Below are 15,813 nucleotides of genomic sequence, written 5' to 3' on the forward strand. Positions count from 1 at the left end.
TTAATAGTAAAATATCCTTTCAATACTAGGAGGCAATACGTGTGAGGTATTTAGCCCAATCGGTAAGCTAGAGATGAGAAAAAATCATCTTTGGTTTTCAAAAACTGATTGAACTACCTGACTAAAAATAAAGTCATTTCAATCTGAAAACTTTATACAATGTAAAATTTATTGGCTAAAAAATAAATCATAAACACCAAATAATCCGATGCTTACTACAAAAAACACGGAACAATAATTAGTTGATGAAACATCATGACCAACTGATTTCCTGCTTTAGTATAACCACCGCTCCCTACTAAGTGACCATCAAAAAAGCTCCCTTTGGCATATGAATTCCAAAGGGAGCTTAGTTTAGTTTGTTGCAGTATTTACCAGTTAGAAAAAGGAGGTCTATCTAACGATCATCCTTCTTTAGTTCCTTTTCTCGTATGCCGGTCTTTCCGGTACTTTAAAGCGATCAGTGCTATTCAATAAACGCAGTACTTCTTTGATCGCTGCTTCAAGTTGGGCATCTGTGCCTTTTGCCAGACTTTCAAAGTCTTCCACCACTTCGATATCCGGGTCTACTCCATGCCCTTCTTTAAACCAAGTCCCATCAGGATCATACATTCTGAAGGTCGGGACAGTCACAGAACCTCCGTCTATCAACCCGGGCGCACCTGAAATACCTATCAGACCGCCCCAGGTGCGTGTGCCGATTAAAGGGCCAATCTCGCGCTTTCGGAAGTAATCAGGAAAGGCATCACCCCCTGAACCTGAAAAACCATTAATCAGCATCACTTTTGGACCGAAATTTCCGGATGGAGGCCAAGCCCAGTCTTGTCCGTCACGCACTGCCCAAAAAGCCAGAGGCTTTCGGTCCAGCAGTTCAACGAACCGGTCCGGAATCTGGCCACCGTTGTTAAAGCGCTCATCGATGATCAGCCCTTCTTTTTCTATCTGCCCATAGAATTGGCGAAAAAGCTCATTCTGGCCGTCTACTCCTGTACTGGGCACAAATATATATCCTATTTTTCCATCGGTAGCTTCTTCTACCCGAGTGCGGAAATCGTTGATCCAAGCAAGGTTCCGTAGTCTTGCTTCGGAGCCAAGAGGTTCTACTAATACTGTTTTCGCGCCTGTCATTGAGGCCGAGCTGTTCACAGTAAGCTGTACCGTCTTGCCTGCAAGTCCCTGCAATGCAGCGAAGATAGATTTACCCGTGTCAATAGGCTGACCATTGATTGCAAGAATATAATCTCCCTCTTTCACGTCCACGCCAGGTTTGAGAAGAGGAGAGCGAACCTCTACATCCCAGGGAGCGCCCTGAATTATCTTTTCAATTTTATAAGCACCGTTCTCTAATTTGAAGTTGGCACCCAGATACCCGACGGACATAGTTGGTCCGGAGTCCAGATCTCCTCCACCATTGTACGTATGGGAAGCGTTCAGCTCAGCGATCAGATCTCCCAAAATGATATTCACGTCTCTCCTTGAACCTGCCTGGGCAACTAAAGCGCCATAACGCCTTCGCATCTCCTCCCAGTCCACCCCATGCATAGTGGGGTCATAGAAATAATCACGCTCAAATCTCCATACATCATTGAAAATCTGCTTCCACTCTTCAGCAGGAATTACTGTCATCTGCATATCCCCCAGCGGGACAGTCTCCTCGATCTTCTGATCTGGAGAAGGGTCAATTACGGCTAGTTTTCCATTGGAGTATACCATCACTTTCTTGCGGTCCGCAGAAAGCGAAAAACCACCTACTCCTTCAATCACTGTCTTGGATTCTTTCTCCTCCAGATCAAACAATTCCAGACTACTCTTCGAATCTTCACCCGAACCGGTATTTGGATGGCGAACATAAAGAAGTTTGCCTTCCAGGGAAGCCAGTCCACCTATGTTTCCATTGGATATCTCCAGCATTTCAATTCTGTTTTCGAAGGAAGAAGTTTCAAAGGCCACTTCCTTTGGTTCCTCTTTATCCTCATTCTTATCAGCCTTCTTATCAGCCTTCTTCTCCTCATCTTCTTCCTCCTTAGATTTCTCTTCTACTTTGATCTCATCGTTTTTCAGTGAAATCAGTGAAGGGACCGACGGATTCAAAGTACCTACAGCTACCCCGGTGGTATTGGCGTAGATGAATGTATTGTCGATATCAGAATATTGAGGATCAAAATTCCGGTTGGTCGTGAAGAAAAGATACTTTCCATCTTCGCTGAACGTAGGAGTTTGGTCAGCATAGAATCCAGAGGTGAGCTGAGAAACCTTGTTCGATTGGGTGTCAAAAATATAAAGCGCTGAAGTAGCACGGTTGCTTTTCGAAAGACTATAAGAAATGTATCTACTATCCGGTGACCAACTCACTGCAAACCCCTGTAGGTTGCCTTCAAACATAAATTTTCCATTATCTATGATTTTTACCTCACCCGAGCCCGCATCTATAAGCATTATTTCCATAGCCTGATTGACACTCACAATCTTTTTGCTATCCGGAGACCAATGGATATTATATCCATAACCGTTTTTGAATTTGGTGAGTGTTCTTGGTTGGGCCCCTTCCTCCAGGCTTTTACTGGTGAGTTGGTATTCCCCCGTGGCATCTGACCAATAAGCTATCTTTTTCCCATCTGGGGCTATTTCCGGATAGCGCTCCGCTACCCCTGAGGTGTTGGTGAGGTTGGTCACGAATCCGTTTTTCGCCGGTAAATTGAAAATCTCACCCCGGGCATTGGCAATGACGCGATTTCCGTCAGGAGAAATACTTGCCGACATCAGGTCAGACTCAACGCTGACAATCTTAGGGATCATAGCCTTCTGGTCGGAAATAATCTCTATTTCCACGCGTTTGGACTCTAAAGAAACAATATCATACAGATAGAGGCTTCCTCCTGCTTCAAAGACTATTTCTTTGTCACTATTGGAGGGAAAAGTGATATCAAAATCCTTGAATTCAGTTAACTGGATGTTCTGCTTAGTTTTTAGATCATATTTCCAAAGATTATTGCGCTTCTCTGGTCCATTGTCCGACATATAAAAAACCGCATCTCCTATCCACATTGGAAGTTCATCATTTGCAGTATTGTTGGTGATATTTTCCGTTTTATATCCTGTTAGGTCAAAAAGCAGGATATCAGGCGCTGTCCCCCCTCTATAGCGCTTCCAATTTCGATTTACCCGGCTACGGTCAGTATAAGCAAATCTCTTCCCGTCTGGAGAATAAGAGGCGAATTCCCCATAGGGTACCGGTAATTTAGCAGGAAGTCCTCCACTTACTGAAATTGTATAAAACTGCGAAAATCTTTCTTTCCCACTTTCTCGGCCAGAAGTAAAAAGCACCGATTTACCATCTGGGGTCCAGCCTTGCACATAATCAGGCATTCCATGATAAGTCAGGCGGGTGGGAACACCTCCCGCAGTAGGCATTACATAGACATCGTAATTCCCATTGTAGTTGGCCGAAAAAGCAATCTGCTTACCATCTGGAGAAAATCTCGGATACATCTCTGCCCCGGCAGGCGAAGTAAGCCGCTGGGCCACTCCGCCCTGCTTTGGAACTACCCAGATATCATCTCCATACGTAAAAGTAATCTGTGTCTCCGACACATCCGGTAATTGCATCAGCCGGGCATCAGTCTGCGCCTGGCTCAATAAAGGGGCTGTCAAAATCGACAAACCTAAGATGAATTTTCTCATAGTAAATTAATAATTGGATTCAATACGGTTAAGTTAGAAACTAAGAATAAAACTGTTGAAATCCCAGATCAAAGACCTAAAGACATAAGTTCAATAGTGAATAGACAAGTCATGTGGGCTGGTAAATTTCTTTTACCCTGAAAAAATAGTACCATCACACGCGGATCCAATTTAAGTGATTGATTCTAAGTATGCTAAAAATTCATCTTCAAATCCAACTGTAATGAAACCGTACAATTTCCGTTCGGTTTCACTAAAATCAAATTCAAGGTCATAAAATATTTTGGACGGTTTTTCGTCATTTGAACATAGCAATTTCAACCTAAAATAAAGCTATCAGCAAATTGACTTTACGAATCCTCCCTGTTCTCCTGTTTTTATTCCCCAATACGTTGTTTGGGCAGACATGGATCATCTCAGATTACCAGCGATTTACTCCTCAGGAGTTCTTCCAATTAGCCGCAGTCAACCAAACGATCAATTACAAAAAAATGGACCGGGGGCTGCTGCAGGCTGCAATGTTCTTTGTAACCAATGAAGAGCGTATCAAACATGGGCTCCCTCCTTTCGAGCATTCTGGCCTGATCGAAAAAATTGCCTCCGAGCATGCCCAGGACATGGTCGATTATCATTTTTATTCGCATGTAAGCAGAGTGAAAAGCAAACAGACCATTGGAGATCGCTTTGCCAAAGAAGGACTTAACCTGATGTCAATCGGAGAAAACATCAGTTCAAGTATCGGTCTGCAATATCAAGAAGGCAGGCAGATCAACATTCCCAGAACTGGCGGCATGTACACCTATGCCAGCTCCAGTCGGGAAGTAATCTTACCGCATACCTATCTCAGCTATGCACAGGAGGTGGTGAAATTGTGGATGAACTCACCTTCCCATCGCAAGAGTATTCTGAATCCCCATTTTGTAAAGTTGGGATGTGGAGCAAGTGTCTTCGGCAACAGAGAATTTCATAATATACCTTACCTCATAGGTGTGCAGAATTTCGGCGGAAAAGATGCCTTGCAGCATCAGTAAATCCGTACTGTCTGTTCCAAAAATAGAAATTCATTGAATGCGAATAGTTTCTTTTGGCTTACCTAAGCTATTTTTTGCAAATCCAATCCCTATAAATGTCTCTACGTAATCCTTCCACCTGAATTAGGTCTCTCGTTTCACTTATTACGTTTTTTATGATTATCAGCCCCCAGGCCAAAACCATAAAAAAGTAAGAGGCATAGATCAGCCACATATACAGGTTTGGAATATACAAGGAGAGTTCCGGAGCCAGCTTCCAAAAAAACACACTTTAAACAGCAAGGGAGGAATAAACAAGCCTCCCCTTTACTATTCATCTTGTTTTGGCTCCTCCTAGGAAAGTAGACCGGGAGCCCGAGTCATTTGTCCTAGCCCGTAGCAAATAACCTCACTTTACTCAGGAGAAAAAACACTTTAAAAGGAGCGCAATGTTACTTTATACTTAATGAAAACTAGTTAAGTTCAAAACTCACGCCTCCCTGGGTATCATATTCCTGTTCCTTTCCGATAGAAAGCATCCAGCGGTCATAAGTGGCCTTAGATAGCCACTGAACCTGAAAATCATCAGTCAATCCAGGATCAGACGCAGCTGCTTGAGCCAATGTGTGTGCTTTTCTGTAAAGTGAACTATCCTTTTTTGGATTGTGATGTAAAACAAAAGCTGCATAAAACTTATCTCTGCTTTTTTCTATTTGACCCGATTTGCTATAACCCAATACCTGGTTCAGCCGAATACTGTCCCGCTCCCTCATTTGGGTGTGGAAAGCACCAATAAAAAACTTCAGGTTCATGCGGTCTGCTTGGTCCATCCTATGGGCATACTCCAAATCCTGTGAAACATTCCCGGTGGTTATTCGCGGTTCTTCCAAAGGAGCTAAAAGTCCGGTCACCAGTCCAATCAGGATTACTCAGTAAAGCGAAAGGAATATGAAACCATTTCCCTTGAATGCTATTTCTAATCCACCTGATTATTCCCGCAATAAACAGGTAGCATAAAATCAATCCCAACATTGCCAACAACACAAATGAGAAGAGCGGATACTGATATGAAAGATATCCTACGACGAGTATTCCGGTCAAATAAGCTACAATTTTTACCATAGGTCTATTCTTGTTTAAATTCTGGATGTTTGGGGGTCTTCATGGTTTTTCAATTAAATCCCCCTCTCTTCAATAATGTACGTTCCCGTACGGCAGGTGAACATTTCTGTACAGGTTTTCGGCCCTTGTAATTACCCATCATAACTTGAATTCATCTCCCTAGGCTGCATTGCACGGCAAATTGAAGCGATTCACTTCTATGCCATCCCTACTCCTGGTAATAGCTAAAGTAAACTGGCCAAGAACAGTACCACTTGTAGGATTGGACTATCACTGCAGTATATATCATGATTCTTCCTGATTAATCAATTACTAAAAGCTATTCATATGAAAACTTCTAATCCCAAGGTCCCACTACTTATGATCTTTTACCCATTCCTGCATTTGGGTATGTCCAAAAATCAGCGTGCAGCATAAATGCAAGGGTTCAATCGATCGGAGCTGAGATAAATCAAGCTTATTTTTCTGGTAAGCTTGGTGCCAGTGATTGGAAAAGTTTCCAATCGAGCAAAGGAAAAATAGATTGGTACAAACCAATAGCACCAAGCGGCCAAATTATCAATAGAAATAATAGAATGTAGCTATTAGCTTCGTTGCTGATGACAAGATTTTCTTTTTATGATTATTTCAAAATATCGTTGGAATCTCATTCCAATTTGAGGAAATTGAATCAACCAAATTTTTGAAATCATGTTAGATCAATTATTAAAGCTAGCGGAAGGACCGCTTCAAGAAATGCTCGAAGGAATGAATCAGGATAAATCTGGGGCTCTGGCAATTAAGGATTCTCTGGAGACAAGTTTACAAAAACGTGTTGCTGCCGGAGATACCTCTGCCCTACAGGAAATGTTTTCCGGAAAAGAAACCTCCCCAGGCGCTCCGGAGATCAACAGCCTTCAGGGTGATGTATCCGATAATCTGATGGACAAACTGGGGATCAGCAAGGAGCAAGCTATGGGGATAGCAGCAGCTGCGCTTCCCATGATTATGAATTTCTTCAACAAGCGGGTAAATGACGCTCCCCAGGATAACAATGATATCATGTCCTCCATTGTTTCTTCACTTCAGGGTGGTCAGGGAAAAGTGGGTACCGCAGACCTACTCGGCTCACTCATGGGTAATGGCGGAGGAAATGGAGGAATGGATTTAGGCGGTCTGATGAACATGGGCAAAGGATTATTCAAATGATCCAGGGAAAATCCCATGCATAACACAAAATTGATTGACTATACCTACTAATTCTTCCATTATGAACAAATTGAAATTTATTCTGGGCTTCGCCCTGTTGTTTGCCCTGGCATCCGCTGCCGATGCCCAGGTAGTCAAGCCCAACAAAATGAATATTCCTGAAATGGATCTTTCTACCCAGTTATCAGGAATCCTTAATAATACGGATGGACTTGATTTAACTGCTGATCAAAAAGATAAGTTGATGATGAACAACTCCAGCTTCGTAGATCAGCTAATGGACATCAGCAAAAGTGATAAATCCGATGATGATAAAAAAACCGCTTTTTTAGGATTGAAAAATAACAGAACACAGTTTCTGACCTCTTTATTGGGTAATGAGCTATTTAAAAAGTATTCAGGTAAAATTTTGAAATCCATTAAGCCACTCAAAAGTAAGCTAGGGCTCGCGGCTTTGGCATTCTAAACGAAAAAGGAGCAACCCAATTAAAAAAGCCGCAGAGATTAAGATTTCTGCGGCTTTGATATTTTATTGAAAGATTGGCTATCTATTCCTTATAAAAAGCCAGTGCCTCAGGCATAAGTTTATTCAATTTGTCGATTCTGGTCTGGGAGGCAGGGTGAGTAGAAAGAAACTCCGGTGGTGCTGCCCCATTTTCTTTCTCCAGCATCCGTTGCCAAAAGATCGGTGCTTCCCGAGGGTCATATCCTGCGATAGCCATGAAAGTCAACCCCATTTCATCTGCTTCCAGTTCATGCTTTCTTGAAAAACTAAGCATTCCCAATTCGCTTCCTATACCTACAGACTGTAAAAAAAGGTTTTGAGTCAACGTTGGGTTTTGGCCTATTGCAGCAGAGAGCGCGCTTACCCCCATATTTGCAGCCATACCATTTGACATCCGCTCAGCAGAATGCGATGCCACTGCATGTGCAATCTCATGCCCCATTACCACGGCTATACCAGTTTCTGTCTGTGTCAACGGCATGATACCTGTATAAAACGCAACTTTACCGCCCGGCATACACCAAGCGTTTACCTGATCACTTTGCAGCAAGTTAAACTCCCATGCAAATGAATCCGCCAGTTCCTTATACCCTTTAGAAATCAAATAATTTTCAACTGCCTCAGCCATACGTTTCCCCACTTTGAGGACTTTTTGCCCATCTGCAGTATTTGTTACTACCTTATCTTCTTTAAGGACTTCAGCATACTGTTCATTTACCAAAGGTTGTATTTCATCATTGGATACCAATGCAAGCTGGCTTCTCCCGGTCAACGGAACTTTGGCACAGGAATAAACTATGAGCCCTGCACAAAACAATAGTACTATCTTTTTCATATGATTTTTATTTAATTTTCTAAGGCCATATGGAATCTCGTATGCATTATAATCTTTCCGGTGTGTGAGACTTGAGTCATACTCGATTTCAAGTTGGCTGTTTTTTGTTCTTTCTCCCAAATTAAATACCAGAAAGCAAATTTTACTACTTTAAGCTTTCAATCAGTCGAACTATGGCTCCCAAAGAAACTCAAATCCCCTTAAAATCAGCAGCTTTAGCTTATCAAAAAAAGATGTGCAATCCGTTTTATTTTTGGTTAGCCATGTTACTTAAACTCCCTTCGGCTGTTTTTTGGAGCTTTAAACTCAAAACTCTGGACACAGAAAAATGTGTGGTAACCATTCCCTATTCCTGGAGAACCCAGAATCCATTTAAGTCAATCTATTTCGCCGCATTGGCTGGGGCGGCCGAACTAAGCACCGGAGCCTTATGTCAGCTGGTAATTAGCGGCCTGGGAAAATTTTCCATGTTGGTAGTTGACTTTAGGGCTGAGTATTTCAAAAAAGCAAACCAGACGATAACATTCACCTGTGGACAGGGACTGGAATTAGCTGGGATGCTTGAATCATTAAACCCCGAGGGCACTGGCAAGCTGACCATGGTTTCCAGCGGAAAAAACCCGCAGGGTGAAGAAGTAGCACGGTTCTATGTGACTTGGTCTTTCAAGAGAAAAGCCTAATTGGACCAACGGCTTTCTCTATCAATAAACTCATTCAGGGTAGCAAAAACCCGATCCTGACTCCAATCCAAGAATTCATGATAAGCATTTCCTTCATTGAAGCGAATGATCATTCTATCCCAATCTGAGCGATCCAGTTGATATTTTACCATCAGGTTCTGACGGACAGAATCTGATTCAATCACAGCATAATACCCTTCTCTCCTTCGCATCCATTCTTGCTTTTTCTGGTATTCCCGTTCTTGTCTGGCTCTTTTAGTCAGAGAAGACAATACGCCGGCAATAGCCACTCCTCCATTTGGAGAATCAAGGTATCCGGCGCTGATCCCGCCCTTTTTGGAAGGTAATTTCTCTTCATCAGGGTCTATCAAGACCAGCTTACCATCTTTGAAGCGAAACGCATACGGCTCAGACTTCACCTCAAAGGTGGGCAATAGCCTAGCCCTATCCTGAACCTGGACCATGAGAAAAGTCTCCTCTCCGAGTGGGATTCTTTGCTCGATAAATCCCGGAAAAGAAACCTGCAGGGTATCGCCAATTTTTCCCTTGACAGAAAAGTACCCACGGATATTGGTGATGTCTGAGCTTTCAGAGCCAACAACTTTTACATTAACGCCCTCCAAATAGGTTTTATCCGTGGCATCAAGCACATTGCCAGAATAGGATACCTGAGCCAAAAGCGCTGGTAGAAACGTAAAATATACAAAGGCTAGTATCCTCAATTTCATAAAGTCCAAAAATAGGAAGGCTTTCCACAGCTATTAATACTCAATAAGTTAAAGAAGCTTAATTAGGAACAGTACTGATTTATATACCCGGAGGTAATTTCCAATAGCCCCAGATCACACGAAACCGTTTATTTTTGCACAATGGATTTCAAGCTTACACGATTTGCCCCCACCCCCAGTGGATTTTTGCATCTGGGAAATCTTTACTCTTTTTTGGTTACGAAAATCCTTGCCGAAAAGACCGGAGCAAAAATTCTATTAAGGATAGACGACTTAGATCGCGATCGGTACAGAACAGCGTATGTGCAGGATATTTTCGATACGCTGGACTTCATGGAAATCGGGTATGATCTTGGGCCAAAAAACGTTCAGGAATTCGAACAAGAATGGTCTCAGATCCATAGAATGGATGCTTACCTGGAAGCATTAGAGCAAATCAGAGAAAGGAGATTGGTCTTTGCCTGTGATTGCAGCCGTAAGAAAATCCAGCAGATGGATTCTTCCGGCTATTATCTGGGGCATTGTCAGGTTAGAAATATTCCACTTGAAAGAAGCGAAACCTGCTGGCGCATGGATACATTCGACGCTGATTTTATCAAAGTTAAAACCTATTTAGAAGGAGTGAAATCCTATACACTTCCTGAAGACTCAGCCTTTTTCATAGTCAGAAAAAAAGACAGGCTTCCCGCATATCAGTTAACATCAGTAATAGACGATGTGCATTACGGAGTAGATCTGATAGTGAGGGGAAATGATCTCCTGGGATCAACCTTGGATCAGCAAATAGTAGCCAAGCGACTTGACCTCGCCCAGTTCCAAGAGGCTACATTCTACCATCATACACTTTTGAAAGGCCCACAAAACAAAAAGCTATCAAAATCCGAGGGAGCCACTTCTGTTCAATTTTTAAGAAAAGAAGGGAAAAAACCGTCCGATGTCTATCAGCTCTTGGGTGAGAGGCTGTTTCTAAAGGATCCAATTTCCGATTTCCAATCTTTCAGGGCGCATCTTTCGCTTTAAAACGAAATTGTCCCTGAAGAGCATCCATCATTGGTTCAACCAATAAGGCGGAATTCCAGGCAGACGATACGGGAAGTGTACGTTGGCTTTGCTTTACCCTGATTGGAATCAACTGGAAGTACAAACAGGAGATTGACATCAACCGGGTTTGAGCTCAGGCATAAATCCTTTACAAAAGCGGTTTTGAATACAATATGACTGCTGAGGAGATCACGGAAAACGAACTGGCCAATACGAAATAAGGAAGATGAATTCATGACTCCGTCCGATATCCAGTAGGCCAATCAAATTAGCATTCTCAAATATCTCTCAGCAATTAGCACCCAACCAGCGAAAAATCTCAGAAGCTATTCCATAAACTACACTCCTTTCTGGGAAGAAAAAAACGCCTTCATTCAAAGTAAATCATAGAAGCAATCTTTGGATCGACTTCGGGAACGACGATACATGTACAGATGAAGAACAGGGTAAAGACCCACGAATCATAAAGGAATTGATGGATCAGGTCTATCAGTTCAGCCGGATGTATCGGAAATATGTAAGGCATAAAAACCTTCCAGTCACAATCAAATATCCGGAAATGGTTACCGAAATGTTCCCTTATTTTGATGGAAATGAAATCCCTGATTTCGGAAAAGACTAACTTTGGTTTTTGTAATCATCTGAACAAATGCTCGTGATCTCACGTTTAGCAGACACGTGAGGAGTGGCAAGTTCTTGTTTCAAATTACTTTTTTGCCTTTCTTAGCAAAAGAATATAAGACAATGGCAATTGCAATTAAAAGTATACCGACTTTAAAGAATGATGCAGCCAAAGCATTTGTTCAAAATGCGGAAGCCGCTGCATCAAAGAGAGCTACTGTAAATTTCAGTAGGCAAGTTGCATCTACCCGCACTATTCTCAAGAAGGCGAAAATGAAGTAACCCTGCTTTTTTTTGGGGGTTTCTTGAAGACAATTGCACATTTGCCGTATTATCAAAAGACTTATTAGAATCATGCAATCCATTTGATTGCGGTCATGGAGATTTAAATGATTTCTTCGCGAATGATTCTCAAAACTATTCATGTTAGCTCTTAGGTAAATCCTATTGTTTCCTATTAGATAAGAATCCTCTTGAAATCGTTTGCTTTCACTGCTAGATGATTATGATCATGAGAACCTGGACAAAAATAGCTTAAGTAAAAGAAAAGCAACCTACCCTGAATTATCAGAATATCAGGAGGTAATAAAATCCATGAGATCAGATTTTGAATCTGGTGTATTTGGAAAAGAAAAAGATAGACGCTTTGAAAGTTCAATAGCACGAATCAGCAAAGGATTCGGTGAATTAGACTTCTATCCTATCCTGGAAGAAAAAGCAACTACCCTATTCTATCTCATTGCCAAAAATCATGGTTTTGTCGATAGCAATAAACGAATTACTGCTGCTTGCTTTCTCCTCTTTTTTAAGTCGAATGATCTATTGAATAGCAGTGAAGGAATTTCGGTCATCAGCAATGATGCATTGGCCAGCTTGACACTATTTATTGCATCTAGCAAGCCAGAAGAAATGGATATGGTAAAGAAATTGGTGATTAGTGGGTTAAATAGAAATCGAATTTGATTGGACTTTTTACATTCCAAAGGTTCTTAAACCCTAGCCGTGATCGTGACATCAATACAGATAAAGTGAATCAATAATTCTCGTGAAGAATCGTATATTAATGGGGAGAACACGGGAGAAATCAGGGAGATTATAAATAATATCAATAGATATTGTCAAGAATTGACATAATAGGCCTTGTGAAATTCTTTTGTGTACAACTTGTGTACAGCCGAAACCTATATAGATATTGAATATCAAATAGTTAACACTTACTGATCGGGTATTATTATCCCGATCAGCGATATGACGAATCTTACAAGGCAACTGCTACCCCTAGCTGCTACTTGCTCGGGGCATCAGTGCGGATAATCGTATCAATTATACTTTGCCGGCATATCAGGGGCGACCATGGAGTTCCTGATAAATTCGCGGATATCCTCATTAGAGGTCTCCAGATCCTCTGCTCTCAGGTACATCATATGACCGCTTCTATAGCCTTTCCAGGAAATCCTATCTGCCATCCTACCTGCAGCATCGATTTGCCAAAGGTTATATTTTGCATTAAAGAAGTCTGTTCCCCCATCGTAATAACCCGACTGGACCATCAGGTGCAAATAAGGATTTTGGCGCATTGCATCACCCAAATCATAACCTGTACGTTCATTGGAACGATCCCAAGGATGTACCGGCCCGAATAAATTATAGGTCAGGTCAGTTTTAAAGTTGAGCTTTTCCCTCACATAAACCTGGAAGGATGGGGCAAATGCATGGTTCCAAGAAGATAAAGCCGGGTCAAAATCGGGACGCGAACCGGTACCTGCATTGTCAAAACCTTTATATCTACTATCCAATCTCCCGATCGTCATCCCTTGGTCTCTAAGCAGTTCCTTCCAAAAGAAATTAGTAGGGACTAATAGATTATGCTCAAGCACCACTTCTTTGCTTAGCCCCGAATACAAGGCATATTTTGTAGCAATGGCATCTCGCTCGGAAGCAGGCAGAATCCCGCCCTTTACTACGGCAGGTATCAATTCATTAATGGTAAAAGCTTCTACTTCGGGCAACAACCCCTCCAGATCCCGGCTTTGCAAAGACGCGTCCAACGCGTTGTGATACCAAGCAGTTGCTGCATAATATGGTAGGTAATTGGAAGTATGTATAGGTGTGCCACGCTCGATTCCCAATTCAGTCGGGGAAACCATGATGACACCGTTAAAATACATCCAATGGGCACTTTGAAGCTGGGCCACCAAGCCTGCAACCCTGGTAGTTCCATAACTTTCTCCGATCAAATACTTGGGTGAGGCCCATCGGTTTTGGCGGGTCACAAACGTATTCACCCAATCCGCCAGATACCTGATGTCGGAGTTTATTCCGAAGAAGGTAGAGCGGTCAACCTCTTCATCTACAATTCTGGAATAGCCCGTGTTCACTGGATCTATGTAAACAATGTCCGCCACATCAAGGATGGAGTGGGGATTTGACTTTACGCCGTAAGGTTGAAGCGGATAGCCTTCTTCGTCTATATTGAGAACAACTGGACCGGTATAAGCGATATGCATCCAGATAGAAGCTGAGCCAGGACCACCATTGAATGAAATAACCAAAGGACGTGTAGTCTTGTCTGAGATGTCAGTCCTCTCATAGTAGGTGTAAAACAAGGAAGCTATAGGCTTTCCCTTTTCATTCCACACCGGCTGGGTGCCGGCAGTTGCTTTGTAGGGCACTTTCTTGCCTTTTATCGTAGATTCATGTGTAGTTACTACAGCAGATTCTACTTCGATTTGTCTTTCTGTGCCTGGCTTTTCTGTCTGGGCGGCAAGTGAACCTATGGTTAAGAACAGTAATAAAGTAAAAGTTAACTTTCTCATAAAGTATAGGGATATAATTAAACGGTTATGGAAACTACTAATAGTAACTAGAAACCTAAAAAAAATTACACCGGTGGGGACAAATCCCTTAGACTTTGCTTGCTGAAACAAGCCTGGCGATCACGACTGCAGGATAAAGAATTCCTATCGTGGAAAGAAAAACAGACAGCATCTTAGCCATGACCTGAATGGGATACAGATCCCCAAAGCCAACCGTAGTAAGCGATACTAAACTAAAATAGATATACAGGGCAAAATCCTTATCGATTCCTTCCAATACCACCTCTCCCCCTATTCCTGACCCTGTGGTCAAATAGATGATTTCAAAGAGAAAGGCACCTAGAATCGCTACAAGCAGGTAAACATTAATTGCTCCGATCACCCGATAAATGTTCACTTCGTGATCCCTAAACAACAACCTGATATTCAGAAATATAAACACCAGCATATTAAAAACACCTACAATACGCTCTGCCAGATAAAACTCAAAATCGTAGGAAGAAAAACGTAGAAATCTTAGCCCCAACTGGGTCATAAAAAGCACCGTGGTCAGCACTACCAAAACTTTAAATCTCGAAGACCAAATTCCGGTAAAGAATAAAAATAAGAAGACAGTATTAACAAAAACTGCATGTACATGGCCATATTCAATCAAAATTGGCAGTACAAATACCGTAAACAGTAAGATCAGTAGTAGCACCCCAAAACTTGCATCAGTCAACCAATAGGCTGTAAAGGAATTGAATGCGTGTTTTACCTGTCTCCCCTTTTTATCTACAAATTGATTCATCAAAATTCAATTTCACCGACCAACACGTTGACAGCTTTCCCCCTGATTATTACACGGTCTTCTCTTTTCTCTAAGTGCAGTTCTCCTCCCCGTTTACTTGCCTGAAAAGCTTTGAGCTTCTCCTTTCCGGATCGCTGAAACCAGTAATCCATCAAAGCACAATGTGCGAACCCAGTAACAGGATCCTCATCTATTCCTGTATTCGGCCCAAAGAAACGACTATAAATATCGAATGAAGCCTTTCCTTCGGCAGTAATAATAATTCCTACTTCGCTATACTTTTTAACAACAGAAAAGTCCGGTTCACATGATTCAATCGCATGCGCATCCTGCAACTCAAAAATCCAATTCCCTTTTAACCTGGCTGAATGATGAATTTTCGCACCAAAGAATTCGTCTTTGAAAAATGGATGTCTCCCGGAAACAGTAGGAATCAACGGAAAATCCATTTCAATCCAATCCGCATCACTTTTCACCAGAAGTTCACCGCTTCTTGTTTGAAATCGGATGATATCTCCTGGTTTTACCCAGGCCGACTTTACCATCCAAAAGGCTGAAGCCAGTGTGGCATGTCCGCAAAGATCAATTTCAACAGTTGGCGTAAACCAGCGCAAGCTATATGATCCGGGTTCAGAAGTTTTCTTCACAAAAGCGGTTTCGCTAAGATTCATTTCCATCGCTATGGTTTGCATCTGGAAATCTGACAGCTCCTGATCCAATAAGCAAACAGCTGCAGGGTTTCCTGAAAATGCCTTACTGGTAAATGCATCTATGGTTGCTATAGCTAGTTTCATGG

14 protein-coding genes are annotated in these 15,813 nt (G+C 42.1%); 7 read left to right on the plus strand and 7 right to left on the minus strand.

The features are described 5' to 3' along the window. Positions 1-414 precede the first annotated feature (414 nt). On the minus strand, positions 415-3,681 hold the full coding sequence (locus tag AS141_RS13465; RefSeq protein WP_057938173.1) for a S41 family peptidase: 3,267 nt from the start codon (positions 3,679-3,681) through the stop codon (positions 415-417). A gap of 344 nt (positions 3,682-4,025) precedes the next feature. On the opposite strand from AS141_RS13465, the gene AS141_RS13470 reads away from it, so the two are divergent. Beyond that, positions 4,026-4,712 carry a CAP domain-containing protein gene (locus AS141_RS13470; protein ID WP_157243472.1) on the plus strand — a complete coding sequence of 229 codons (687 nt, stop codon included), beginning with the start codon at positions 4,026-4,028 and terminating at the stop codon, positions 4,710-4,712. 452 nt (positions 4,713-5,164) lie between these two features. On the opposite strand, the gene AS141_RS13480 is transcribed toward AS141_RS13470, so the two are convergent. Beyond that, a complete protein-coding gene (locus tag AS141_RS13480; protein ID WP_157243473.1) occupies positions 5,165-5,602 on the minus strand; it encodes a hypothetical protein in 438 nt (145 codons plus the stop codon). Between the two features lie 901 nt (positions 5,603-6,503). Between AS141_RS13480 and AS141_RS13490 the strand changes: the two genes are divergently transcribed. After that, a complete protein-coding gene (locus tag AS141_RS13490) occupies positions 6,504-7,001 on the plus strand; it encodes a DUF937 domain-containing protein (RefSeq protein WP_057938178.1) in 498 nt (165 codons plus the stop codon). A 61-nt stretch (positions 7,002-7,062) separates the two neighbouring features. Beyond that, the gene (locus AS141_RS13495) at positions 7,063-7,467 is read left to right on the plus strand and encodes a hypothetical protein (protein WP_057938179.1); all 405 of its coding nucleotides are present in this window, start codon (positions 7,063-7,065) and stop codon (positions 7,465-7,467) included. Between the two features lie 82 nt (positions 7,468-7,549). Here the strand turns inward: AS141_RS13495 and AS141_RS13500 are convergent, their stop codons facing one another. Continuing rightward, on the minus strand, positions 7,550-8,341 hold the full coding sequence (locus AS141_RS13500) for a M48 family metallopeptidase (protein WP_057938227.1): 792 nt from the start codon (positions 8,339-8,341) through the stop codon (positions 7,550-7,552). Between the two features lie 263 nt (positions 8,342-8,604). Between AS141_RS13500 and AS141_RS13505 the strand changes: the two genes are divergently transcribed. Continuing rightward, positions 8,605-9,021, plus strand: a complete 417-nt coding sequence (locus tag AS141_RS13505) for a DUF4442 domain-containing protein (RefSeq protein ID WP_232424909.1) — start codon at positions 8,605-8,607, stop codon at positions 9,019-9,021. On the opposite strand, the gene AS141_RS13510 is transcribed toward AS141_RS13505, so the two are convergent. Next, a complete protein-coding gene (locus AS141_RS13510; RefSeq protein WP_057938181.1) occupies positions 9,018-9,749 on the minus strand; it encodes a carboxypeptidase-like regulatory domain-containing protein in 732 nt (243 codons plus the stop codon). The two genes, AS141_RS13505 and AS141_RS13510, sit on opposite strands and share 4 nt — an antisense overlap. Before the next feature lie 141 nt (positions 9,750-9,890). Here AS141_RS13510 and AS141_RS13515 point away from each other — a divergent pair, with 141 nt between their 5' ends. From AS141_RS13515 to AS141_RS13525, 3 genes are all read left to right on the plus strand, one after another. Beyond that, entirely contained in the window at positions 9,891-10,769 is an 879-nt protein-coding gene (locus AS141_RS13515) for a glutamate--tRNA ligase family protein (RefSeq protein WP_057938182.1), read from the plus strand. Positions 10,770-11,486: 717 nt separating this feature from the next. Then, the gene (locus AS141_RS26595) at positions 11,487-11,693 is read left to right on the plus strand and encodes a hypothetical protein (RefSeq protein WP_157243474.1); all 207 of its coding nucleotides are present in this window, start codon (positions 11,487-11,489) and stop codon (positions 11,691-11,693) included. Between the two features lie 312 nt (positions 11,694-12,005). Beyond that, entirely contained in the window at positions 12,006-12,374 is a 369-nt protein-coding gene (locus AS141_RS13525; RefSeq protein ID WP_232424912.1) for a type II toxin-antitoxin system death-on-curing family toxin, read from the plus strand. Between the two features lie 356 nt (positions 12,375-12,730). Here AS141_RS13525 and AS141_RS13530 read toward each other — a convergent pair whose 3' ends face one another. From AS141_RS13530 to AS141_RS13540, 3 genes are all read right to left on the minus strand, one after another. Then, a complete protein-coding gene (locus AS141_RS13530; protein ID WP_057938185.1) occupies positions 12,731-14,227 on the minus strand; it encodes a S10 family peptidase in 1,497 nt (498 codons plus the stop codon). 88 nt (positions 14,228-14,315) lie between these two features. Continuing rightward, positions 14,316-15,017, minus strand: coding sequence for a potassium channel family protein (locus tag AS141_RS13535; protein WP_082632294.1), 702 nt, complete (start codon positions 15,015-15,017; stop codon positions 14,316-14,318). Next, the gene (locus AS141_RS13540; protein ID WP_057938186.1) at positions 15,017-15,811 is read right to left on the minus strand and encodes a PhzF family phenazine biosynthesis protein; all 795 of its coding nucleotides are present in this window, start codon (positions 15,809-15,811) and stop codon (positions 15,017-15,019) included. The genes AS141_RS13535 and AS141_RS13540 overlap by 1 nt, the downstream gene beginning before the upstream one ends. Positions 15,812-15,813: the final 2 nt, after the last annotated feature.

Source organism: Algoriphagus resistens, assembly GCF_001442615.1.
Classification (GTDB): Bacteria; Bacteroidota; Bacteroidia; order Cytophagales; family Cyclobacteriaceae; genus Algoriphagus; species Algoriphagus resistens.